This is a genomic window from Candidatus Zixiibacteriota bacterium, from assembly GCA_016933955.1.
Classification (GTDB): domain Bacteria; phylum Zixibacteria; class MSB-5A5; order GN15; family PGXB01; genus JAFGTT01.
Genome location: JAFGTT010000009.1, coordinates 91,555 through 114,996 on the forward strand (window position 1 = coordinate 91,555; position 23,442 = coordinate 114,996).

Here is a 23,442-nt window from a genome sequence, read left to right on the forward strand (position 1 = left end):
GCAACATGACTGTACGGAAAGTAATAGCGATTTTTCCGGGATACCGAAGGGTATCCCGGATTGCCCTGGGAGTGATAATCCTGGCTGCGACGGTAATTATGCTCGACCGGGTTATCTGCCCGCTTCCGACCAACCGGCTAGTCCGCGCCTCATCACATTTTGTTTACAGTCGTGACGGTCATCTGCTGTGCAGTTTTTCCTCGCGCGACCGGTTCTGGCGCAAGCCGGTCAGGCTCGAGGAGATATCTCCGAAACTGGTTCGTACTGTAATAGCCTGTGAGGATCGTTGGTACTGGTATCACCCCGGTTTCAATCCGGTTTCATTGATCACGGCGGCGGTCGATAATCTCCGGGCCGGGCGGGTGGTCCGGGGCGGTTCGACCATCACCATGCAGATTGCCCGTATGATGGAATCCCGTCCACGAACTATCACGGCCAAATTGATAGAGCTGTTCCGGGCGATTCAGCTTGAAATGCACTATTCCAAAAACGAATTGCTGGAGATATATTTCAATCTGGTTCCGTACGGCGGGAATATTGAGGGTGTCGGGGCGGCCTCATTTTTCTACTTCGGTAAGAATGCCGACCAACTGACGCTCTCGGAGGCCGCCATCCTGACGGCAATACCCTCATCGCCCAATCTTTTCCGGCCCGATCTTAATCCAGCCTCATGCCGTCACCGTCGGAATCAATTACTTGAGATACTTACGGTCCGAGGTGTGATCGACTCCATGGAATACAAACATGCCCTGGCCGAGGACATCCCCGAACAAAGGACCACACGGTCTTTTATCGCCCCCCATTTTGCCCAGGATATTATCAGCCGGTATCCCGACACGCCGGTGCATCGTACCACGATCGATTTCAATACCCAGGTGGTCTGTGAGAAACTGGCCACGGATTACCACCGGACCCTGATCGAAAAAAATATCCACAATCTTTCGATCGTGGTTCTCGACAATCAAACCGGCGGAATACTGGCTTTGGTCGGATCACCGGATTTCAACGACCGCCGTCACGGCGGCCAGATTAACGGGGCGATGGCCCGCCGTTCGCCCGGCTCGGCCCTTAAACCGTTCGTCTATGCCCTGGGATTCGAATCGGGACTGATAAGCCCCTCGAGCCGGATCGAGGATATTCCGGTCAGTTACTCCGGTTACTCCCCGGAAAATTATGATGAGCAGTACCACGGAATCGTGGCGGTCGATGAGGCCCTGATCAATTCCTTCAATGTCCCGGCGGTCAACGTCGCCTCGCGGGTCGGACTGGAGAAATTCTACCAATTGCTTAAGGATGGCGGTCTCCGTTCCCTTGATAATAAATACTATGAATACGGTTTGCCGCTGGTGCTTGGTGCAGGCGAGGTAACTCTGCTGGAGCTAACCAACCTTTATGCCACCCTGGGGCGGGAAGGCGAGTACATTCCGGTGAAAGAAATGACCGGGCAGGAAACCACGGTGAAACGGATAATTCTGTCCGAGGAGGCCTCGTACCTGGTGACCGATATATTAACCAATCTTCAGCGTCCGGATCTGGTGACATCATGGGAATTCACGGTCGATTGCCCGACTATAGCCTGGAAGACAGGAACATCGTACGGCCGCAGGGATGCCTGGGCGGTCGGTTATAATCCGCAGTACACCGTGGGGGTCTGGACGGGCAATTTCTCCGGTGAGGGTTCCCCGTACCTGGTCGGCGCCGAGACCTCAGTTCCCCTGATGCTGGCGATATTCAAGGAGGTCACCCGCGGGACGCCCCTGAAATGGTTCGACCGTCCGCCCGGTATCGGAGTTCGCCGGGTTTGCACGGTCAGTGGTATGCCCGCCGGACCGGACTGCCCCGAATCCAAAGAGGCACTGCATATCAAACAGGTTTCCTCGCCGGCGGTATGCGATATCCATAAACGCCTTCTGGTCGATCATGATCACGGTTATCTCCTCTGTCGCTCCTGCCGGCACACAGCTTCGCGGATCGATACGGTTGTGGCCGAAATCTGGCCGGCCCGGATGTCACGCTGGTTGCTGGCCCAAGGATTGACGCAACCTCTCCCCGAACACAATTCAGCCTGCCGGGGATTGGTTGCCGATGAGAACCCGGTAGTATTGTCGCCGGAGGATAAGGGGGTTTATGTCATGCGTCCGGAGGCACCAGGGGAGTACCAGAAAATAGTCTTCAGAGCCTCGGCGGCGCTGGCCAGTGGTCGCATCCACTGGTTTCTCGATGATCAGCTTTACGCCACCACCGCATCCGGTTCGGAGTTATTCTATACCCCGGAACCAGGGAGACACCGGTTGCTTTGTATCGATGAGTTCGGACGTTCCAGCCGCGTAACGTTCGAAATTAAATAGCCGGGTCAACCGGTCAGTCGATCCAGTCGTTTTCGGGCATCGTTGATTTCCCGCATTTCGATCTGAGGCCGACTCCAGTATTTCATAATCTCGGAGTAGTGCTCGGCGGCCTGTTTGTTATCACCGAGAGCCTCACAGGCAACTCCCAGATAGTACCTGGCCATAAGATAGACAAAGCCATTGGCTGTTTCATCCTTACCCGAAATTACCGGAGACAGGGTTTCTATTCCCTCACGATATTTCCCGGTCAGGACCTCAAGACGACCGAGTATCTGCAGATCCCCTGTGGAACGATAATCGGGATCATCCACGATAGAATGATAGCCTCTGATCAGAGCCGCCGTATCCGCATCAATATAGCCGTTGAAAATAATCTCAAGACGATCCACCAGGGTCCAGATCTCCTTCGGGGTGCGGGCCTTGAAATTGGTCACCGCGTCACGGAAAAGACTCCTGGCATTGGCGGAATCCTTGCGGCTGATGCTGACCACCTGAATCGGATAACTCAGGGTCTGGAACTGCGAGGCATAGTACGATGCCAGTTTACCGTAGTACAGGGCACTATCGACCTGACCGAGCATTTCGAAATATCCCGACATGGCGAATTTCTGATTGAAAATCCGGGTACTGTCGCCGATTTGCATGGCGTAATCGCAGCCTTTCAATATCATATCCAGACCATCCCCGAAGCGGCCCGCCCAGGTACACAGATTTGCTTTCCTGTTGTAATATTCAATCATCTGGTAGGGATCATCGGCGAAATATTCTTTAAGCATCTCGACATATTTTTCCGCCTCTCCGAACTCTTTTCCAAGGATGGCGATATTCATCATTGCCCTAATGGCGGTTTTATTTTCGGGATATTTGTCGAGAATGGCCTGATATTCAAAGGATGCCTCATCTAGCCGGAATTGAGCAAAATAAAGATCGGCCAGGGTATTGGATGCTTCCACCGATTCCGGGTAGTATTCCTTCATTTTCCGGGCATATTCAATTGCCTGATCATAATCGCCCATTTTGGCATAGACTTCCACATACCAGGAATAAGCCAGAAAGAAATGCGGATCGAGCATTATCACCGTATCAAGCTGGGCTATTGAGGCCTGGGGATCTCGAACCAGGGAATAAAGAAGAAGGGCATAAACCGCTCGGGCCTCCTTATCATGGGGATAATTGGCCACGAAAGACTGCATCTTACTGACAGCCTTGTCGAAATCGGCATTCAGCCAGATATCGCAGTAAATATCGAGAAGGCTTTTATCTTTAACCGGCAGTTTATGTTCGAACCTCCGGGCGGACGTGAAGTAAGGTACTCCCTTTTGTCCCCGGCCCTGCATGGCATAGGTCATGCCGATACGCATATAGGGCAGGGCGAAAGTCGAATCTATTTCAATGGCCTTCTCGAAATGCTTATTGGCCTCATCGAATGACAGGTTGCTGAATTGATCCATACCCAGGATATATTCTTTGTAGGCTTCCGATGACGACGATGTCAGTTCGGCTACTCCTCGATCATTGGCCAGAATCTCTTTGAGATTGAGAGCCTGGGCAATTTTGCGGGTCAGGCTGTCAACCAGGATCAATGGACTATCGCCGACCGCTTTTTCGCCGATCAGGATTTTACCCGACTCGACATCTTCCACCCGGGCATCAATTCTAATCTGCTCTCCCATCCGGATAAACGATCCCGACAGCACCCGGGTAGCGCCGATCGACCGAGCGGCTTTCATACAAGCCTGGTGATCAGGCAGGCCGGGTTGCGAACGATCATTATCATCGAGGCAATCCAGGACTCTGTTACGGCTGATCAGGTTTATGGAACCATTCTGGGCCAGATCGGTCATCAGGATTTCCGGCAATCCCGATTGAAGCCAGTCGAGATCGCTGTCACCGGTTTTGTTTTCGAAACCGAGTATGGCCAAGGCATTGGCTTTGGCTTGCAACTGCTGTTTCGGTCCCGATTGACCCCGCAACATATAGATTAAAACCGCCGCCACCATCAGAAAAGCCGCCACAATTCCCAGATAACGCCATAGGCGAGTAGGTTTAACCGGAATCGAAATTGCTTCGGAGATACCGGAGATAGAATCCGACACACCGCTGTCGAACTGTTTTCGGAGGGTCCTCAGGTCGACCACCAGATCGCGGGTATCCTGGTAACGATCGTTGGGATCTTTCTGAAGACACTTGTCGATAATCCTTTCCAGCTCGGCCGGAAGATTTTCGTTTTTCTGCCGCACCGGGGTATGGCGGGCCTCGAGCGTTTTGGCCAGAATTGAAACCCGATCCGATCCGTCAAAGGGATATTCACCGCTGAACATGCGATACAGCAGAATACCGAAGGAAAAAATATCCGACCGGGAATCGATCGCCTGTCCCCGGGCCTGTTCCGGCGACATGTATGACACGGTCCCGAGAATTTTACCCTCCTGGGTCAATTCTTTCGAGATAGTATCGGTTGCCTGAGGATCGCCGGATTCGGTCGTCAGATCAAGAGGTTTGGCTAACCCGAAATCCAGAATGCGCGGTTCGCCGTCATCATCAATTTTGATATTGTCCGTCTTGATATCGCGGTGGACAATATTGAGTTTATGGGCCGCGGCCAAACCGGCCGCGATTTTTCCGGCGATACGCAACAGCTCGGAAAGGTTCAGCGTTTTTTCCTTTAAAACAGTGCTTAAGCTTTCGCCGCTGATATACTCCATGACGATATAAGAAATTTCCTGGCCGGTTTTTTCATTGACCGCGGTATCCAGATCGTAGATGGCCGTCACATTGGGATGCGAGATTTTGGCGGCGGTTTTGGCTTCGCGGATAAAGCGCTGTTTTCGCTCCGGGTTATCAAAGAATTCGGCCTGCAGAATTTTAATGGCCACTTTCCGGTTGAGTTTTTGATCCTCGGCCAGGTAAACCTCACCCATGCCGCCTTCACCCAGCTTACGCAGAATTTTAAAATGCGCCAGGTTCTGTCCGTTCTCAAGCGTCATTATTGTGTCCTTTTCAATGTCAGGATGGTTATATCATCCGATTGGGGCGCCTCGCCCATAAATTTATTTATCTCGTCCATCAGGCAATCGACAATCTCCTCGGGTTGTTTTTCCCGCTTACAACTCACGATAGTTTCCATCCGCTCATCGCCGTACTGCTCATCATCCCTCTGAGCCTCGGTAACACCATCGGTGAAAATAAAAATCAAATCGCCCGGCGAGAGTTTCGCCTCGCTCACGGTCCATTCCACGAAATCAAAGGCCCCGATCATAACTCCGCCCGGTTGCAGATGTTCGATACTACCTCCCGCTCGAACCAGAAGGGGCGGATTGTGTCCGGCATTGACATATCTCAGTTCATGTTTTTTCGGATCAAGCAGGCCGATGAACAGAGTGGCGAAATCTCCGGCGTCACTATGCCGAAAGACCTGAAGCGAGACGCTTTTGACAGCCCGGGCCAGGTCGAAATTATCCGTTTCATACAGAATACGAAATGAAGCCAGAATGTTCGACATCAACAGGGCCGCCCCCATGCCTTTCCCGGAAACATCGGCCACCATAAACAGCAAATGCCCATCGGGAAGGAATTTGATATCGTACAAGTCACCCGCCACCGACAGGGACGGTTCCTGAAAAGCATGTAACTGATAACCGGCTAATTCGGGAATATCTATTTTAAGGAGCTTTTTCTGGATCAAGGAAGCCCGCCGCAATTCGGCGTCAAGAATTTCCTTTTCCTGACGTTTGGTCAGAAGTTCGTAGTTGAGAAGGCGCGAGCCGATAATATTCCCGAAGGTGGCCATCACCCGGACGTAATCGTTATTATATTCATGCATGGGATTGGAGGTGTCAGCGTACAGGATGCCCAAAACCCGATCTTCATCGAACAGCGGCACGGCGATAGCCGATTTGATCTGCGACATGATAATCGATTTCTGTCCCGCAAAGCGAGGATCCTCGGTCGAATCGTTCATTAAAATCGACGTCTTATTATTCATGATTTCATTGACAATAGTCCGCGACAGCCGGAAAGTTCCGGGGTCTTTGCCATCTGGAAGAAGGGTTGCCGCCGTATATATCTCGCCATCATCCCCGGAAACAAACAGCACCGCATACCGCTGGGCCGGGATCACATTCGACACCAGTTTGAGTGACCGCTCCAGCATGATTTCCCTCGGTTCGGACATCACCAATGTTTTGGCCATTTCGAACAGGGTTGACAGGACCTGGGGATTATCGGTAATCTTTTCGGGAAGGGGTTTGAGGACCTCATCAATGGACATAAAAACCGAATTCTGGATATTATCGGCCGTAAGTTGTGCTTTAGAGGGTGCCACCGCCACGTTTTCGGTTTCATCGACAGGCGCCAGACGAAATTCCGTTTGTCCGAACAGAATTCTGTCCTCACTTTTCAGCCGGACACGATTATGAATTTGCTTGCCGTTGACTGCAGTTCCGTTGCGGCTTCCAAGATCTTCGAGGAAAAAAGACTGACCGTTGTTTTCGACAGTCAATTCGGCATGTTTCCGTGAAACGGTTTTATGCGGAATACAGAATGGATTCGATTCTTTGCGACCGATAATATACCGCCCCGGATCCAGAAGCCAGGAATAAAAACGGCTGCCATCGGTTCCGACCAATTTATACATAGCCAATCCTGACGGAGTTGATAATTAACAATTTGCCGGTTTTTAATGATCGTAATTTCTTGTCGTTTATAGCCAACCCGTCAATATTATTGAAGAGAATATAGCCGTAAACGCGATTTACGCAACAAAACATTTATCCTTTCGCCGACGGCCGGGATTTCGCGTACTTAAAAAATGCCCAGAAATTGAGCATCCGGACAATAATTAATACGTTCTGAATTCCATATTCGTCGAGTCCCCTAATTATTCAATTCCCTATGACGACATAGGTTATAAGACATTGAGAAAAACCATAATTCGTCAAAACAGGGGAATTTTTATGAGTTCAAAGTTATTGATAATCATTACGAATTTGATCCTTCTGGCGGGTCTGGCCCTGAATGCGGTCGCCCAGGAACCCCAACCGGGACCACTTTTACCGGAAAACAACCAGGAACTTCCGCCACGGACCGGCTATCGACCGCCGCGGGTAAATCTTTCGCATCTGACCGGCCAGTATGCGGTCGGCAAAATCGCGGAAGGACCGGTCCCGGAGCGCTGGGACTGGCGTGAACAGGGTCGGGTAACCCCGGTCAAAAACCAGGGCTCCTGCGGTTCCTGTTATGCTTTCGCCTCAATTGCCAATGTTGAATCCCGAATTTATATTGATGACACGGTCGCCTATGATCTTTCGGAAAATAACGCCAAGGAATGCAATTTCTACGATCGCAGTTGTGACGGCGGGAATTTTTATGATATGGCCTGTCTTTACTCCCAGAAAGGTACGGTGCTGGAATCATGCGATCCTTATTCGGCCTCCGATGTTTCCTGTAATACCGGTTGCGAATATGTTGCCACATTACTTGATTGGAATATAATTTGCGCCGGAACGGCCGCTTCCACAGCAACATTAAAGGATATCATTTACAACTACGGCCCGGTTTATACCACTCTCTACGCCGGTAACGGCGACGCCTGGGGTAGTGACTATAATGTTTACGATGGCTCATACACCTTGTATTATGATGGAACCGAAGCCACCAACCATGCCGTTTTAATCGTCGGCTGGGACGATACCCTGACTCATGCGGGAGGAACCGGCGGCTGGATTGTCAAAAACAGCTGGGGAACGGGCTGGGGTGGAACCTGCGGTTATGGAACCGAGGGCGGGTATTTTAAAATTGCCTACGGTTCGGCCGGGATCGGTCAATATTCGTCATTCTGCAGTGACTGGCAGGAATATGATGAAACCGGGGAAATCCTCTACTATGATGAAGCCGGCTTCTCCAATTACTGGGGATATGGCAGTACTACCGGCTGGGGTATGTGTAAATTCCAGCCTGCGGCCGATTTCGATCTGGCCCGGGTGGAATTCTGGACGACCGATATCACCACCGACATCGATATTTATGTATATGATTCCTACAATCCCGGGACACGGACCCTGAGTGATCTTCTCACCCAGAAGCTGAATGTCAGCTACGATTATGCCGGTTACCATTCAGTGGCTCTTGATTCGATTTTCGAAATCACATCTGGTAACGACTTCTATGTAGCCGTCAAAATCACCAACAGCAGTTTCAACTACCCCATTGTGGCCGATCAGGACGGTACCAATGAAACCGGGACGACCTTCTTGAGTTCCAACGGCAGTAATGGCTCCTGGACTGATATGGGGGTCAGTTATGGCGATGATATCGCTATTCGGGTTCGGACCGGAACGATTTTGGTGCTTGATGCCGACGATAACCAAAATCCGGTTCCGAATCATTGCGGCTTGGGGCAGAACCATCCCAATCCCTTCAACGCCGCCACGACGATCAGCTATTCGCTGGAAAACAGGTCAAAAGTGGAAATTTCGGTGTTCAATATCCTTGGTCAGAATATCCGAAACTTGGTCGATGAGGTTAAGGCGGCCGGGAATTACACGGTTATATGGGATGGTCGCGATGCCAGCGGCCGGGGTGTGGCCACCGGAATCTATTTCTACCAGCTTATCGCCGGAGATTATATTGAAACCCGGAAAATGATTCTCCTTAAATAATCGCTTTTCGGGAATACTCTTTAAACCGGGCTGTAAATACGGCCCGGTTTTTTATTGTAATTGATCGGATCCGATTCCATTCACAACTGGCGGAAAAAACTTGCCACGCCTCCCGACGAATCATACCTTTTAACGGTGACCAATATTGAAGGCATTACCAAATAACCAGATATGAGGCATCCTATGGCGGATATGTTTTCGGAAAATAGAACCATCACCCGACAGAAACGAACCCGGCCGGATAAAAATCTATTTCATCCGGATGATTCCTATATCAGAGACAATACCATCAAGCTGGATATTTCTTATATCCTCAATCCCGTTAATAACCATTCATTCATCACGCATGAAGAACTCGACCGCATGGCTACGGAGGTGGTCAAGAAACACCAAATGTTAAAGGCGGGCGGAGGTGACTGCCGGGATGGCGATATCTCCATGCTCGGCTGGCAATCGCTTCCCGATGAAATTACGACAGCTCATCTCGATGAAATCGCCGCGGCGGTCAAGGAGCTTTCGGGTAAGGTCGATGTTTTCGTATCGCTCGGAATCGGCGGCTCGTATCTCGGCATCGAGGCCACTATCAAGTCCCTGACGCACACTTATTTCAATCAACTCACCCGGGAACAGCGCGGCGGCGCTCCGGAGGTATATTTCCTGGGACAGAACACCGATCCGGACTTTTTCCGCGACACATTCGACATGATAGCCGGTAAACGAATCGGTATCAATGTTATCTCCAAATCCGGCACCACTACCGAAACGGCCATTGCCTTTCGGATTCTTCGCGAATACCTGGAAAAAAACGCGGGCGACAGAGCATCGGAGTATATCATTGCCACCACCGATGCCAATAAGGGGGCGCTTCGAAAACTCACCGGGCAAAAGGATTACAAATCCTTTATCGTGCCTGACAACATCGGCGGACGGTTTTCGGTTTTAACCGATGTCGGTCTGGTGGGGTTGGCTATGGCCGGAATTAATATCTATGAATTCGTGGCCGGTTTCAGGAATATGAAATATCTGACCGACCATGATGATTTCTGGACCAATCCGGCTCTGGTTCATGCCGCGATTCGCCATCTGGCTCATCAAAAGGGTAAAAAAATCGAAGTGGTGGCGACCAATTCGGCCGCGATTTATCAGTTGACGCGCTGGATGGAGCAACTTTTCCCCGAAAGCGAGGGACATCGGGGATATGGCCTGTGGGTTTCACCTTCGATGTATTCTGAAAAACTGCATGCCAACGGACAGATGGTGCAGGATGGGGAACGCAATATTATCGAGACATTTCTCAGGCTGTTAGAAAGTGATAATACCGTCGCCATTCCATCGGACCCCGACAATCTCGATGGTCTTAACTACCTGCCGGATAACAGGCGGGATATGAATTTTATCAACGGACTGGTTATTGATGGACCGGCCTATGCTCATTTTACCGGCGGGGTACCCAATATGACTCTAACCATCTCCCGCCGCAATGCGTTCAATATCGGCCAGTTTTATTACCTGATGGAACGTTCGGTGGCGCTGTCGGGTTACCTGGCGGGGCATAATCCATTCATCCAGCCGGGAGTCGAAGCATACAAGAAGGCGATGTTTGCGCTGGCGGGAAAACCGGGGAATGAAAAAAGCGGTCAGAGCATCCGCGAGTCTATCGGTAATATGGATGAATTTATAATTTGAGTCATTGTGTCTAATACAATATAACAGAAAAACGGCGGGATATTAAGCCCGCCGTTTTTTGTTTTATCGGTTTTTGTAGATTTATTTGAAAGTCGCCAGCAGAATTCCGGCGGCTACTGCCGAGCCGATCACACCGGCAACATTGGGCGCCATGGCATGCATAATCAGGAAATTACTTGGATCTTCCTTGGCTCCCACCATCTGGCACACCCGGGCCGAGTCGGGAACTGCGGAAACTCCGGCGGCGCCGATAATAGGATTGATTTTATTTTTCATAAACAGGTTCATCAACTTGGCAAAGGCGACTCCGGCCGCGGTGGCAATACAGAACGAACCGGCCCCTAACCCGAAAATCTTGATCGAATCGGGCGTCAGAAACCGGCTGGCATCGGTCGAGGCTCCCACGGTCAGGCCGAGCAGAATCGTTATAATATCGATAAAAGCGGTCCGGGCGGTGGCCGCCAGACGTTCGGTCACCATGCTTTCTTTCAGCAGGTTGCCGAAAAAGAGAAAACCGAGCAGATTAATCGACCCTGGAGCGATAAAGCCGGTGATAAGAAAAGCGAGGATCGGAAAGATAATCCGGAGTTTTTTGCTGACCGGCCGGTTTGGTTTCATTCTGATCAGGCGCTCTTTCTTCGTTGTCAGCAATTTGATAATCGGTGGTTGTATGACCGGCACCAGCGCCATATACGAATAAGCCGAAACGGCAATAGCACCCAACAGTTGCGGGGCCATTTTCGATGAAAGAAAGATCGCTGTCGGGCCATCGGCACCGCCGATAATTCCGATCGAGGCGGCATCGGTATAGCTGAAACCGAGCATAATAGCGCCGATAAAAGTGATAAAAATACCAGTCTGGGCGGCGGCCCCGAGAAGAATCAGTCTCGGGCTGGAAAGCATGCACGAAAAATCGGTCATGGCCCCAATTCCGAGAAAGATCAGGGGCGGATACCAGCCCTGGGTTACGCCTTTATAGAGAATCGACATAACACTGGCCTGCCCTCCGCCGGAACCATCCTCATAAATACCGATCCCGAGCCCGGACGCCAGCGGGATATTTCCAACCAGCATCCCGAATCCGATCGGCACCAAAAGCAACGGCTCATAGTCTTTGGCCACACCCAGGTAGATAAAAATGCAGCCGACAGCCAGCATGCAGAAATTGCCCCAGGTAAAATTGGCAAAGGCGCCGGTTTTTAAAAATTCGATTATTATATCCATCAGTTGCTCCCGGTTTTAAAGCCCGCTATTCCAGATCGACCAGGGTCTGACCTTCGCGAACCGTATCACCGACCGCAATGGGAACAGCCTTAACCTTACCGGCAGTCGGGGCGGCAATCGATGTTTTCATCTTCATGGCCTCAATAATCAGCAAAATCTGCCCGTTGGTAACATTATCGCCGGGTTTGCACTTGATTTCGATTATGGTTCCAGCGATGGGCGAGGTAACCGCACCGCCATTGCCGGTCGGAGTTGAAGCTGACGGGATCGGAGCCGCCGGAGCCGGTGATGCCGAATTGGCCGAAGGTTTCTGGGCTTTCGGCCTGGGAGCCGCGGCCGCCGGGAATCCTTCACCGGCGTCAAGGACCTCGACATCGACCTCGTACGCAACACCATGGACTGTTATCTTGAGTTTCATTTTATATATCCTTACTTATTTATCATAATTTTCATTGATTTATCATTATCTCTTTTTGGGAACGACATGCGAACCGTGCAGGATCGCCCGCCCCTGCACTGACCAGGGGCTTTTCGCCCCGCCGTACGGCATCAATCTTCTCACGCTTCTGATATGATAACGCCCCTGGAACATGGTCCCAACCGCGGCGCTTATCAGAACCAGCGTTATGGTGTCGATATTCTGGGGTTTCGAGACGGCATCCCGTTTGCTTTTTTCTTCGCCTTTTTGCCAGCGATCATCGAGTCGCCTGATTAACGAAATCGCCACCGCTATCAATGCCAGCGAGACAAAGACAATGGTAATGCCGATGACGGCGAATTTAAGACTGAATCCCATTACTTCCGAAAACATCACATCACCTGCCCTTACAGCGGAATCAAGCCGTGTTTTTTTTGAGGCCGCAGTTCCCGTTTGGCTTTGAGAACCTCGAGGGTGGCGGCCAGATACGGGCGCGTCTCGGCCGGTTCCAGGATTTCATCGACGAGACCCCGCGAGGCCGCGAAATATGGATTGGCGAAAGTATTTTTGTACTCATCCAGCAGTTTCCGTCGCTCTTCTTCGGGATTTTTGGAACCGCCGATTTCCTTCCGGTAGAGAACGTTCACCGCCCCCTCGGCGCCCATCACGGCAATCTCGGCCGAGGGCCAAGCCACCAGGGTATCGGCTCCCATACTCTTGGAACACATGGCCAGGAAGGCTCCGCCGTACGCCTTGCGGACGACCAAGGTCAATTTGGGAACCGTGGCGGCGGCATAGGCAAAAAGCATCTTGGCGCCGTGACGGATAATACCGCCGTACTCCTGCTGGACACCCGGCATGAAACCCGGAACATCGACAAAAGTGACGACCGGAATATTGAAAGCGTTGCAAAAACGGATAAAGCGCGAGGCCTTGTCCGAGGAGTCGATATCCAGCACTCCGGCTTTATGCATCGGCTGGTTGGCGATTACTCCGATGGTGTACCCAGTTAACCGGCCAAACCCGACAATAATATTGGGGGCATAATGTTCCTGGACCTCCATAAAATCGCCATTATCCACAATTCGTTTGATGACTTCGTGCATATCGTACGGTTCCGAAGGATCATCGGGGACAATATCGTTCAGCTCCTCGTCGGGAGCCAGTTCAGTATCATGCAGTTCGGGGACAAACGGGGGATCCTCGGTATTATTGCTCGGCAGAAAGGATAACAGCCTCCGGGTGATGTTGATCGCGTCCTCATCGTTCTCGGCGATAAAATGTACCACCCCGGAATAATGCGCATGGCTTTCCACTCCGCCCAGTTGCTCGGCGGTAATATCCTCGCCGGTCACCTGTTTGATCACCAGCGGCCCGGTGATATACAGCTGGCCCTCATGGCGCACCTGGATAATAAAATCGGTCAGGGCGGGGGAGTACGCCGCTCCCCCGGCGCACGGTCCGGCAATGATACTGATCTGGGGAACAACACCGGAGAGAAGCACATTGCGGTAGAAAATATGGCCGTAGCCCGAAAGCGAATCGACCCCTTCCTGAATCCGCGCTCCGCCGCTGTCGTTAATCATGACAAAAGGATCGCCGGTTTTCAGAGCGGCATCCATAGCCTCATGGATTTTTCTGCCCGTTGCTTCGCCGACCGAGCCACCGGCCACTGTGAAATCCTGGCTGGCGGCGTACACCGGACGTCCATCGACAATACCATGACCCGTCACGACACCTTCACCGGGGAATTCTTTATCGGCCATATCAAAATGCGTACAGCGATGTTTGACATGCAAAAGTGATTCCCGGAAGGTTCCTTCCTCGAAAAGAAGTTCCAGCCGCTCCCGGGCAGTCAGCTTACCCAGTTCATGCTGTTTTTCGATCCGTTCGGGACCGCCTCCCTGCATCAATCTGGCTCGCCGTTTTCTGAGTTGCTCTATTTTTGATTCACCCATCTTAACATACCAAAATTCAAAAAGTTAACGTTTATGTCCCCGGCATTTTAGCCTGTTCTTTTAAAAAATCAAGGGTTACTTTCGATTAAGCCCCAAATTTTATAGTTTTCTTGGTCCAGTTTTCCCCCCTGTTATTTCGGCGTTTTATTCAATCAGGCCCACAGAGCCTGATCACAAATCTGAAGAGTGTTCTCCTGATTCTATAATCGATTGGCTGACAACAACTATTGGTATGAGGGGGGTATCCGAAGACGTCGTGATTTAGCGTAAAAAATAAACCAAACCTGACTATCATGATGATTGGAAATAATTTCATGGTATTATTCGGTATTATTTCCATAACCATGCTTGTCTTTTGGCGGAGATTATCTCTAATACCCTTGTCACCAAACATTTTTTTATTTATTTTTCCTATCGAGATAATCAATGATGGGAAAATAATACCGGGACCTTTGTTAAAACATATAAAATATGTTAATTCCGGCATAGTAATTCCATCTAAAATTAATTATAGGAAATAATCAATTAAACAGGAAGGAAATCTGTAACGGAAAACTTAGGCAAGTATTTTACCGGAGAGGAAAAACCATGAAAAGATTAATATTGTTATCAACCTTGTTCTGTCTCGCGATATTGACGGCGTTGCCGGTCTATGCCGGTGACAATGATGGCGCTCCGCCCAAGAGTTTTGGCCCGCGGCTTGGTTACAGCGTCAATCCCGATCAATTCGTAATCGGTTTCCAGGCCGAACTCGGCCCGGTTGTAGAATCGGCCCGGATGGCGCCCAGTTTCGATCTTGGATTCGGCGATGATATCACCACTTTTACTCTGAATGGCGATATCCGCCTGACAATTTTGAAACCGCCTAAATCAAACACCGCTTTCTATGTAGCCCTGGGGCCAACGTTATTATTCTGGGATTACAAGGGTGGAGACTCTGATCTGGAAATCGGATTGACGGCTACGGCAGGAATAAAATTCCCGATGGGTCAATCGGCGTTTTACAATCTTGAGGGCCGGTTCGGCATTGGCGATGTTCCTGATTTCCGGATTATGGCGGGTATTCTATTCGGCGGCAGATAATCACAGAGCTGTCTGCGGCAACAGCCAACCGGGCGGGAAATATTAGGTTACGGGGATGTGCCTGAAATCAGGCGAATCCCCTTTTTTATCGATTGTTAAAAATTCGCACAGGCGGATTATTTCCGTCCTGATTTTCAACAACTTATCGGAAAATAAAAAAAAATTTACAGATTGTCCTTATGGCGTCCGATTTACCGACTGGCGATTGTAAAACGATTTTCGATAAGGGGCAGAAATGATAGTTGCTGACGAAGAAAAACAACAAACCATCAGGCGCAGTGCCTCGCAGGCGTTGCTGGTCTATGATCTGCAGACCGAACTGCCTCTCGGGCAGATTCTCGACATGTCGGCCAGGGGTATGAAAATCATGACCGAAATCCCCATAACGGTTTACCGGATGTACTATTGCCGGATGCCACTCGAGAAAAAAATCAACGGCAAAAGAGAGGTGTTTTTCGATGCTGAGTGCCGCTGGTGCAGGAAAAACGAGGAAACCAGCTGGTTCAACGCCGGGTTCAAACTTCGTTACCCGACCAATGCCGATGCCGAAATTGTCCGGGAACTGGTCCGTTCCTGGATGATCGACCGGGTTGAGAAATTCAATCCTCATTCGGCGCCGGTCCGCCGGAAAGGCCGACTCCTGCATAAGATCATGGCTGTCAATGTCTGGTAAGAATCTTTTCCGGGTTCCGGTAATCAGAGTTATTCCGGAACCCGGAATTAACATTTTCTATTATTTAAAAATCTATTATCCTTGGCAGTAATTCCGTGCCGGAGAAATTTTTTGATGAAACCGACCGGCCAGCATATTTTTTATATAGCCTGGAATATTTACTACCTTTTTAATTCTAATCGGTGGAGAGGGATATGTTTAAAACAGTTGTTGTGGTATTAGTCTTTTTGTTACTGCAAGCCTCAGCGGCGTTATCCCATAACCTTGGCTTGATCAGTATTAAGGGCATTGAGCAATCGGCATCGGTCAATAAAATAATCAGCCATGCTTCCGGATGGCATGAAAATTGATATCGGTTACGGCCCGATGAGATATGGCAAATGTGCCTCTCACTCTCCCAAAAATAACATAAATATTGTCATGATGCCTTTAATTGATTAATCTGGTTTTTCATCTGATTCGCTAAAACTCGCATTTGTTAAAAGTTATGAGGCGGACATGACATCATATGTAAATTCCAGAAATTTATCTTCCCGAGCTAAAATCTGGCTCAAACAGGTCAAACCATATAACCGGGATAATCTGAAACCGAACCGATCCAGGGCTGTCCTGATAGTAATCGATATGCAGAAATTTTTCCTAGACCCGACTTCATCATCGTTCACCTGCGGCGGCTTGCCGATTATTCCCAATGTTCAAAGACTTATAACGCTTTTCCGCCAAATCCGGCGGCCAATTATTTATACCCGCCATGTGCACGATGCCAAGGGAATCGATGCCGGTATCATGAAATGGTGGTGGGATGATATGTGTATTGCGGGAACGCCGGAAAGCGAAATCCATGATGACCTGGCTCCCTGCCCGGGAGAGAGAGTAATTATCAAACACCGTTACGACGCCTTTTACAACACCGGCCTGGAAACCGTTTTACGCGGTCTGAAAATAAAGGATATTATCATTACCGGAATAATGACCAATATGTGTTGCGAATCCACCGCCCGCGGGGCCTATTACCGGGACTACCGGGTCTTTTTCCCGGTCGATGCAACCGGGACTGTCACCGAGGAGATGCATACGGCCAGCCTGCTTAACCTGGCATTCGGTTTCGCCGTTATTACAAACACGCCCAATCTGGTTCGGCAGATCGGGCGGTGATGGATGATGGCAATGAGATTATGCCGGGAAACAATAATTTTTTTAGAAAGACAATTACCTGTCAAATTTCCGGCTGACAGATTCTTTCGCTGTTTTTAACTTGTCGCGTGAATGATTATAATAAACCGGTTGGGCATTCCTTTCGTATAGGTCGGCCCGACTCATGAGGAAAAGCGACATGAACCAAACCCTGCCTGACAATAAGGTTCTTTACAAAGCTCTGGTGGAGAAAGACAGCACCTATGACGGTATTTTTGTGGTCGGAGTTAAATCGACCGGAATATTCTGCCGTCCGACCTGCAATGCCCGGAAACCGAAAATTGAAAATGTCGAATTTTTCCGAACCCCGAAAGAAGCACTTCAGCGTGGTTACCGGCCCTGCAAATTGTGTCATCCGCTGGGATATAAAGACCGAATCCCCGACTGGCTGGTCCCATTATTGAAAGAAATCGACAGCGATCCCTCGATCAGACTTAAAGATTCGGATCTTATCGGGCGCGGTCTGGAACCGAACCGGGTTCGGCGTTGGTTTAAGAAACATCATGATATGACCTTCCAGGCCTATCTTAGAAGTCTTCGCATCGGGTTGGCTTTGGGCCGTATCAAACAGGGCGATAAGGTAATTGAGGCGGCTTTTAATTCCGGTTATGAATCGTTGAGCGGTTTCACCAATTATTTCAAAAAGACTTTCGGTCGCTCTCCGGCCAACAGCAAGAATAAACAGATCATCTCCGTAACCCGGATCCTGACTCCGCTGGGACCGATGATTGCCGGGGTGGTTGATAAGGGGATCTGCCTGCTGGAATTTGCCGATCGGCGGATGATCGAAACCCAGTTTAAACGACTGCGCAGGGCTCTTGATGCTGAAATTATCCCCGGGCCATCGCCCCTTTTTGATAAACTGGATTTGCAATTGAAGGAATATTTCGAAGGCCGACGAAGGAATTTCGAGATACCCCTGGTGATTCCCGGAACCGAATTCCAAAGAAAAGTGTGGGAGGTTTTGCAAACGATTCCCTACGGGACAACCCGATCTTATCGGGAGCAGGCCGGGCTTCTCGGCCGTCCTGAGGCGATCCGGGCGGTCGCCCGGACCAACGGTGATAACCGGATCGCGATATTAATTCCCTGCCACCGCGTTATCGGAAGCGACGGGCAATTGACCGGCTATGGAGGCGGGTTATGGCGGAAGAGATATCTGCTTGATCTGGAAAAGGCGGCTTTGAAACAGCAAGAAAACCATAATATCTGAACCTTCCCGTTATTCTTTTTCCATGAAACCAGCGAGACAACGGATTAAAATCTATAAACCTCGGAGGACCTGAATAAAAATCGGATAGGGCCGATATAAGATTATGGGGGGGAATCTGTTTCGCCCCGACTTATAAAGTGGAGCGGTTATGCCGTTGGATAAAAAAGTCCAGGAAGCTCTGGCCAAAAAACTCCGCCAGGAAATGAAACTGATGGATGTCGAGGAGGTCAAAAAGGACCTTGTCGAATGGTTGGAGCAGATTCCATTTCCCAATTACCCTGGCGCGGCTTCATGGGCCGATTGTATCAAGACCTTTCCGGCCAAGCCCGAGGAACAGCAAATGGAATCGGGGATGCGCCTGCGTGTAAATTTCCGTCTCTATACCGACGATAACGAATACCTGGTTTCATTTCTGGAATCACTCAATCCGAATTCACGGGGCAAATATATTCTGACCGTTCATGTGAACTGGCAGAAACAGGAAAAACAGATTCAGGAACAACTTGAAACGATTTATTTCGGGAAATTCGATGATGGTCTGAAGGCCAAACATACTATCTGGGCGCAAACCATCGAGAAAGAACAAATCCGGGCCGCACTGGATAGTTGCGCTATAGCTATACTCGGTAATGAATTGCAAGGTGAACCATCGTACGAAACGGCCGGTATCCCAATAAAAATCCCTCAAGTCGCCGCGAAGTTTCCCTCGTCCGACGATTAGCCTCGTCCAACCCGATCCTGCTTGCGATCCAGAGCCGGGAACCTTATAATTCAACGTTCGTTTTATTAACCAGTAGTGTATTATAAAACACGGGAGAATATCATGCTCAAAGCCGACAAAGCGGTCCTGGTGGTGGTCGATATTCAGGGGAAACTGGCAACCCTGATGCACAACAGGGAAGTTTTCTATCAAAATGTAATCAGGATGATTAATGGCGCCAGAGCGCTGGAGATTCCGATCCTCTGGAATGAACAACTTCCCGACAAGCTGGGTGAGACTATCCCGGAAATCAAAGAAGTCCTGAGAGATAAGAAACCGCTGATAAAAAAATCTTTCAGTTGCTGTGGCAATCCGGATTTTGTCGATCAGTTAAAACAACTCAAATGCAAACAGGTCCTTCTGGTCGGCATGGAAACCCATATCTGCATCTACCGCACGGCTCTTGATCTCCTGCATGATGGTTACAAAGTCTATCTGGTCACCGATGCCGTCGCTTCAAGGGTTCCTGAAAACAAGCAGTTGGGAATCGAAGTCATCAAAGAGCGCGGCGGCCTTATGACCAGTGTCGAAATGGCCCTGTTTGAGATATTCGACACGGCCGAGGGGGATAAATTCAAGCAGATGGTGCAAATCGTTAAATAAAATAACGACAATGCATAATATTAGATATACAGACAATCCAGAAAATATTGAACCGGAAATGCTTCAAGGTTTTTTTGTCGGATGGCCCAAACCGCCCACCCCGGAGAAACATCTCGAAATACTGAAAAACAGCTATGCGGTGGTACTGGCTGTCGATGAAAACACCGAGCAGGTGGTCGGATTTATCAACGCTGTTGGCGATGGAATCTTGTGCGCCTATCTACCGCTTCTGGAGGTCCTGCCGGAATACCAGAAATGCGGGATAGGGGGCGAATTGGTCCAGCGGATGGTGGAGAAACTGAACCGGTTATATATGATTGATCTGGTTTGCGATGAGTCGCTAGTGGATTTTTACCGGAAACACGGGCTAAAACCGCACCGGGCCATGATGATTCGCAATTTCGACCGGCAATCGGGTGAAGCCTGATATTGGCCTATATGGGTCCGGTGAATCGGTACGAAAACAGCCGCAGTGGCTTGTTGGGGGCGGTTCTACAGGTAATTTTTTTCTTGCATAAAATTAAAAATCGGACGTTATTATATGTACACAGGAAAGGAGGTGGTCTATTTGAAGTCAGACAAATGTGAGGTGGCTGCTACTTAGCCGCTTACTCGACCATATAGTTGGGTTTGCGCTAAGTAAATCCCAACAGTTTTACCGGCCTGATGGCGTTTGTGTATGCCATCAGGTTTTTTTATTGATTTCCAATCAGTCCCTGTTCATCGGTTTTGATAAGGAAAACATCGCCGGGGCCGTTGCTGAACGAAGTGGTCCGACCGACAATAAAATGGCCGCCATCACGAGTTGGAATAATGTCCCAACCGGTATCCTCGCCGACTCCACCATAGGAACGCCCCCAGATAGAGACTCCCCCGGAACCGACATTGATCAGAGGAATTTCCCCCCGGGCTTTTTTGGAATTATACCAGCCGGTCAAAATACAACTGCTGTCGCTGGACCTGATCACGGCATTGCCGCCGCCATCGCCAAGATCATCATAGGTTTTATTCCAGAGAACATTCCCCAGCGAATCAATATTATACAGGCTGATAACCTGGGCCTCGGTTTTCTCCGAGGTGGTTCGACCGGTAAAGACGCAACCGTTGCCGTGGGTAGTTGTCAGACTCATGGCATAGTCAATCCCCGGGCCACCGAATGTTTTTTGCCATACCAGACTGCCGGAATGGTTGACCCTGGCCAGATAGAAATCCTCGCGCTGGTTTCCGAACGATTTTGACCAGCCCAGAATCAGAAAATCGCCGCCGGGAATGAGGGTCAGAGCTGAACCATGGTCAAGGTCCGCTCCTCCGAAGGTTTTCTCCCAGAGAATTTCGCCATCCTTATTCAAACGGGCCAGATAAATATCGGTATTTCCGGCGCCATATGATCTGGTCGTGCCAATTACCGCCAGGCCGCCATCGGGTAATTCGATAACATCGCTGCCGTCCTCGTAATCATGGCCGCCCAGCATCCGGTCCCAGATCAATTCCCCCTCCCGATTGACTTTAAACAGGTAAATATCACTCTGGCCATCGGGAGTCGAGGAACTGGAGCCGACTACCACCAGATTATGGTCGCGGCTGATGATTATTTTGGCGGCATCATCGGATCCGCCCCCGCCATAATTTCTTTGCCAGATAAGTTCCCCGGCCGGGTCGACTCCAAGGAGATAGATATCGTTGTCAACGGCTTTGAAAGAGCGTGTCACCCCGGCAATAACATAGCTTCCATCGGAAAGCTGAACCGCCGATTTGCCGGCATCCTCATCGGCGCCGCCGAAATGGCGTTCCCATGTGAACCACCGGTCATCCCGCCGGATTGATTTTATAGAGGCACATGAGTTCAAGAATAAAATCGAGATGATTATAATAATAAAGGCTGACAGGTATTTCCATTTATTCATATTATCCTCCGCTGGTATCCCTGGGATAAAAATCCCGGGTTGGAGTGAAAATAAGTCAAAACGGGAGGTTTTCCAAATTGCTTTTAAATGAATGTCCAATATTTTTATATTATTACCTTTTTCTATCGTTATAGTATGGAAATTCGGAGTGTCGATATAAATTGAAAAACCTCTCCCTCAGACCCGGTGTCAAGTATATCCTGCTCTCCACCATCTTTTTTGCCATCATGAATATCGGGGTAAAATATCTGGACCGAATCCCCGCCCATGAGATCGTGCTGTTTCGCGCCCTGATCACCCTGGTGGTCGGCTACTTCATGATTATCGGGAAAAAACTTAATCCCTGGGGCAATAATAAAAAATATCTTTTGCTGCGCGGATTGACCGGGACGATTGCCTTGATCTGCTATTTTTACACCCTGCAACATATGCCACTGGCCTCGGCCGTAACCATCCAGTACCTCTCGCCGCTTTTTACGATTATTATCGCGGCTTATTTTCTTCGCGAACCGGCGCGGCCGATTCAATGGCTGTTTTTTATACTGGCCTTCGCCGGGGTGATTATGGTGAAAGGTTTTGACCCGAGGGTGACGGTTTGGGATCTGGTGATCGGAATCGTAGCGGCTCTTTTTGCCGGATTCGCCTATAATTTTGTGAGGAAATTGAAAGATTTCGATCATCCACTGGTGGTGGTTTTCTATTTTCCGCTGGTGACGGTACCGGTGGTCGGGGTCTATTGCCTGTTCCACTGGGTGATGCCGGTTTCGTATGAATGGCTGATCCTTCTGGCTATCGGTCTGGCCACCACGGCCGCCCAGGTCTATATGACCATGGCGTACCAAGCCGAGACCGCCTCGAATATTTCTATTTTCAATTATCTGGGAACGGTTTATGCCATAATTATCGGGCTATCTCTGTTTGATGAAACCATCAGTGCTCTGGGTTATGCCGGGTTTGTGTTGATTATTTTCGGGGTGGTCATGTCACAAAGATTCCGACGGAAAGCATGACCATCCATTACTTCTGAAAGCAGTAATTCCATATCAAATTCGTCATCTGCTTTTTATCAAATTGTCGGGAATAACTTTGGTCAACGAAATAATCCGGGCCGGGAACAGGTTCGGTGGTTTTTTGTTTTAAACGATACCAAAGCCAATCGAAGGAGAATAAATGCGAAAGAGCTTTTTTATTATTCTGGCCATTATAATCGTCTTGCCGCTGGGACTCAGGGCCGAAGAAAAATTCAAGGTGGGCGATGCGGTGCCTATGTTTGATCTTCCTTACGCCACTAAAGATACTATCAATATGAAGGGAATAAATACCAATGATCTGAAAGGCCGTTGGTATTTGCTGGCCTTTTACCCGGCTTCATGGTCACCGGGTTGTACCAAAGAGATGTGTATTTTCCGTGACGAGTTCGCCGATTTCCGTGATCTGGATATCGAGATTCTGGCCATTTCGGGCGATTATGTTTTCACGCAGTATGAATGGGCCAAACACAACAATTTCAATTTCAAACTGCTGGCCGATCATACCCGGAAGTACGGTAATAAGATGGGTGTTTATATTGATGACTATGGCATGTTTCAAAGATCGGTTTTTGTGGTCGATCCGGATGGCAAGTTCGCCTATATCGATTATGAATATTCGCTTGAAAATGATAAGGATTATAATGCCCTCATGCAGTTTTTGCGATCCCGGGCCGGATAAATGTACACT

20 protein-coding genes are annotated in these 23,442 nt (G+C 49.6%); 13 read left to right on the forward strand and 7 right to left on the reverse strand.

Translation table 11 applies throughout. The annotated features are described in order from the left end of the window. The first annotated feature begins 5 nt into the window (after nt 1-5). Nucleotides 6-2,348 (forward strand): penicillin-binding protein 1C, encoded by a 2,343-nt coding sequence (pbpC, locus tag JXQ28_02565; GenBank protein MBN2276608.1) that lies wholly within the window; start codon nt 6-8, stop codon nt 2,346-2,348. Between the two features lie 5 nt (nt 2,349-2,353). Here pbpC and JXQ28_02570 read toward each other — a convergent pair whose 3' ends face one another. Together JXQ28_02570 and JXQ28_02575 are read right to left on the reverse strand one after the other, a co-directional pair. After that, entirely contained in the window at nt 2,354-5,335 is a 2,982-nt protein-coding gene (locus JXQ28_02570) for a protein kinase (protein MBN2276609.1), read from the reverse strand. Then, nucleotides 5,335-6,984 (reverse strand): SpoIIE family protein phosphatase, encoded by a 1,650-nt coding sequence (locus JXQ28_02575; protein ID MBN2276610.1) that lies wholly within the window; start codon nt 6,982-6,984, stop codon nt 5,335-5,337. Before JXQ28_02575 ends, JXQ28_02570 begins: the two co-directional genes overlap by 1 nt. Nucleotides 6,985-7,303: 319 nt before the next feature. Here JXQ28_02575 and JXQ28_02580 point away from each other — a divergent pair, with 319 nt between their 5' ends. Continuing rightward, the gene (locus tag JXQ28_02580) at nt 7,304-9,007 is read left to right on the forward strand and encodes a T9SS type A sorting domain-containing protein (GenBank protein ID MBN2276611.1); all 1,704 of its coding nucleotides are present in this window, start codon (nt 7,304-7,306) and stop codon (nt 9,005-9,007) included. Between the two features lie 183 nt (nt 9,008-9,190). Next, nucleotides 9,191-10,693, forward strand: a complete 1,503-nt coding sequence (locus tag JXQ28_02585) for a glucose-6-phosphate isomerase (protein ID MBN2276612.1) — start codon at nt 9,191-9,193, stop codon at nt 10,691-10,693. A gap of 81 nt (nt 10,694-10,774) precedes the next feature. Here the strand turns inward: JXQ28_02585 and JXQ28_02590 are convergent, their stop codons facing one another. The 4 genes from JXQ28_02590 to JXQ28_02605 are packed head-to-tail and all read right to left on the reverse strand — an operon-like array spanning nt 10,775 to nt 14,293. Beyond that, entirely contained in the window at nt 10,775-11,917 is a 1,143-nt protein-coding gene (locus tag JXQ28_02590; protein MBN2276613.1) for a sodium ion-translocating decarboxylase subunit beta, read from the reverse strand. Nucleotides 11,918-11,942: 25 nt separating this feature from the next. Next, nucleotides 11,943-12,335 carry a biotin/lipoyl-binding protein gene (locus tag JXQ28_02595; protein ID MBN2276614.1) on the reverse strand — a complete coding sequence of 131 codons (393 nt, stop codon included), beginning with the start codon at nt 12,333-12,335 and terminating at the stop codon, nt 11,943-11,945. Between the two features lie 45 nt (nt 12,336-12,380). Further along, nucleotides 12,381-12,728, reverse strand: a complete 348-nt coding sequence (locus JXQ28_02600; GenBank protein MBN2276615.1) for an OadG family protein — start codon at nt 12,726-12,728, stop codon at nt 12,381-12,383. A 14-nt stretch (nt 12,729-12,742) separates the two neighbouring features. Then, the gene (locus tag JXQ28_02605) at nt 12,743-14,293 is read right to left on the reverse strand and encodes an acyl-CoA carboxylase subunit beta (protein MBN2276616.1); all 1,551 of its coding nucleotides are present in this window, start codon (nt 14,291-14,293) and stop codon (nt 12,743-12,745) included. 588 nt (nt 14,294-14,881) lie between these two features. Between JXQ28_02605 and JXQ28_02610 the strand changes: the two genes are divergently transcribed. From JXQ28_02610 to JXQ28_02645, 8 genes are all read left to right on the forward strand, one after another. Then, nucleotides 14,882-15,376: a hypothetical protein gene (locus tag JXQ28_02610; protein ID MBN2276617.1), complete on the forward strand. Its 495-nt coding sequence runs from the start codon at nt 14,882-14,884 to the stop codon at nt 15,374-15,376. Between the two features lie 235 nt (nt 15,377-15,611). Beyond that, nucleotides 15,612-16,049, forward strand: a complete 438-nt coding sequence (locus tag JXQ28_02615) for a PilZ domain-containing protein (protein MBN2276618.1) — start codon at nt 15,612-15,614, stop codon at nt 16,047-16,049. A 194-nt stretch (nt 16,050-16,243) separates the two neighbouring features. Beyond that, entirely contained in the window at nt 16,244-16,399 is a 156-nt protein-coding gene (locus JXQ28_02620) for a hypothetical protein (protein ID MBN2276619.1), read from the forward strand. 148 nt (nt 16,400-16,547) lie between these two features. Beyond that, entirely contained in the window at nt 16,548-17,204 is a 657-nt protein-coding gene (locus JXQ28_02625) for a cysteine hydrolase (protein ID MBN2276620.1), read from the forward strand. A gap of 178 nt (nt 17,205-17,382) precedes the next feature. Beyond that, entirely contained in the window at nt 17,383-18,456 is a 1,074-nt protein-coding gene (locus tag JXQ28_02630; GenBank protein ID MBN2276621.1) for a bifunctional transcriptional activator/DNA repair protein Ada, read from the forward strand. A gap of 148 nt (nt 18,457-18,604) precedes the next feature. Continuing rightward, nucleotides 18,605-19,177, forward strand: coding sequence for a hypothetical protein (locus JXQ28_02635; GenBank protein ID MBN2276622.1), 573 nt, complete (start codon nt 18,605-18,607; stop codon nt 19,175-19,177). A 102-nt stretch (nt 19,178-19,279) separates the two neighbouring features. After that, nucleotides 19,280-19,819: a hydrolase gene (locus tag JXQ28_02640; protein ID MBN2276623.1), complete on the forward strand. Its 540-nt coding sequence runs from the start codon at nt 19,280-19,282 to the stop codon at nt 19,817-19,819. 10 nt (nt 19,820-19,829) lie between these two features. Beyond that, nucleotides 19,830-20,246 (forward strand): GNAT family N-acetyltransferase, encoded by a 417-nt coding sequence (locus JXQ28_02645; GenBank protein ID MBN2276624.1) that lies wholly within the window; start codon nt 19,830-19,832, stop codon nt 20,244-20,246. Nucleotides 20,247-20,514: 268 nt separating this feature from the next. Here JXQ28_02645 and JXQ28_02650 read toward each other — a convergent pair whose 3' ends face one another. Then, nucleotides 20,515-21,723 carry a hypothetical protein gene (locus JXQ28_02650; protein ID MBN2276625.1) on the reverse strand — a complete coding sequence of 403 codons (1,209 nt, stop codon included), beginning with the start codon at nt 21,721-21,723 and terminating at the stop codon, nt 20,515-20,517. Nucleotides 21,724-21,920: 197 nt separating this feature from the next. Here JXQ28_02650 and JXQ28_02655 point away from each other — a divergent pair, with 197 nt between their 5' ends. Continuing rightward, nucleotides 21,921-22,733 (forward strand): DMT family transporter, encoded by an 813-nt coding sequence (locus JXQ28_02655; GenBank protein ID MBN2276626.1) that lies wholly within the window; start codon nt 21,921-21,923, stop codon nt 22,731-22,733. 160 nt (nt 22,734-22,893) lie between these two features. After that, entirely contained in the window at nt 22,894-23,433 is a 540-nt protein-coding gene (locus JXQ28_02660) for a redoxin domain-containing protein (GenBank protein ID MBN2276627.1), read from the forward strand. Nucleotides 23,434-23,442: the final 9 nt, after the last annotated feature.